The following is a 1,474-nucleotide window of genomic DNA, read 5'->3' on the forward strand; positions in this document are numbered from 1 at the left end:
AAATCCTTAGAAAGGAGGTGATCCAGCCGCACCTTCCGATACGGCTACCTTGTTACGACTTCACCCCAATCATTTGTCCCACCTTCGACGGCTAGCTCCACAAAGTGGTTGCTCCACCGGCTTCGGGTGTTACAAACTCTCGTGGTGTGACGGGCGGTGTGTACAAGACCCGGGAACGTATTCACCGTAGCATGCTGATCTACGATTACTAGCGATTCCAGCTTCATGTAGTCGAGTTGCAGACTACAATCCGAACTGAGAACAACTTTATGGGATTTGCTTGACCTCGCGGTTTAGCTGCCCTTTGTATTGTCCATTGTAGCACGTGTGTAGCCCAGATCATAAGGGGCATGATGATTTGACGTCATCCCCACCTTCCTCCGGTTTGTCACCGGCAGTCACCTTAGAGTGCCCAACTGAATGCTGGCAACTAAGCTTAAGGGTTGCGCTCGTTGCGGGACTTAACCCAACATCTCACGACACGAGCTGACGACAACCATGCACCACCTGTCACTTTGTCCCCCGAAGGGGAAACCTCTATCTCTAGAGGGATCAAAGGATGTCAAGATCTGGTAAGGTTCTTCGCGTTGCTTCGAATTAAACCACATGCTCCACCGCTTGTGCGGGTCCCCGTCAATTCCTTTGAGTTTCAACCTTGCGGTCGTACTCCCCAGGCGGAGTGCTTAATGCGTTAGCTGCAGCACTAAGGGGCGGAAACCCCCTAACACTTAGCACTCATCGTTTACGGCGTGGACTACCAGGGTATCTAATCCTGTTTGATCCCCACGCTTTCGCACATCAGCGTCAGTTACAGACCAGAAAGTCGCCTTCGCCACTGGTGTTCCTCCATATCTCTGCGCATTTCACCGCTACACATGGAATTCCACTTTCCTCTCCTGCACTCAAGTTTCCCAGTTTCCAATGACCCTCCACGGTTGAGCCGTGGGCTTTCACATCAGACTTAAGAAACCGCCTACGCGCGCTTTACGCCCAATAATTCCGGATAACGCTTGCCACCTACGTATTACCGCGGCTGCTGGCACGTAGTTAGCCGTGGCTTTCTGATTAGGTACCGTCAAGACGTGCACAGTTACTTACACGTTTGTTCTTCCCTAATAACAGAGTTTTACGACCCGAAGGCCTTCTTCACTCACGCGGCGTTGCTCCGTCAGGCTTTCGCCCATTGCGGAAGATTCCCTACTGCTGCCTCCCGTAGGAGTCTGGACCGTGTCTCAGTTCCAGTGTGGCCGATCACCCTCTCAGGTCGGCTACGTATCGTCGCCTTGGTAAGCCGTTACCTTACCAACTAGCTAATACGGCGCGGGTCCATCTATAAGTGACAGCAAGGCCGCCTTTCACTGTAGGACCATGCGGTCCCACATGTTATCCGGCATTAGCCCCGGTTTCCCGGAGTTATTCCAGTCTTATAGGTAGGTTACCCACGTGCTACTCACCCGTCCGCCGCTAACGTCGG

General features: G+C 52.8%; 1 rRNA gene. It reads right to left on the reverse strand.

What is annotated here, in order from left to right:
- Window positions 1–10: 10 nt before the first annotated feature.
- Window positions 11–1,474: ribosomal RNA gene (locus tag N9R04_RS11250) — 16S ribosomal RNA — on the reverse strand; the annotation flags it as partial.

Origin of the sequence: Staphylococcus marylandisciuri (assembly GCF_025519785.1) — a bacterium.
GTDB classification, from domain to species: Bacteria; Bacillota; Bacilli; order Staphylococcales; family Staphylococcaceae; genus Staphylococcus; species Staphylococcus marylandisciuri.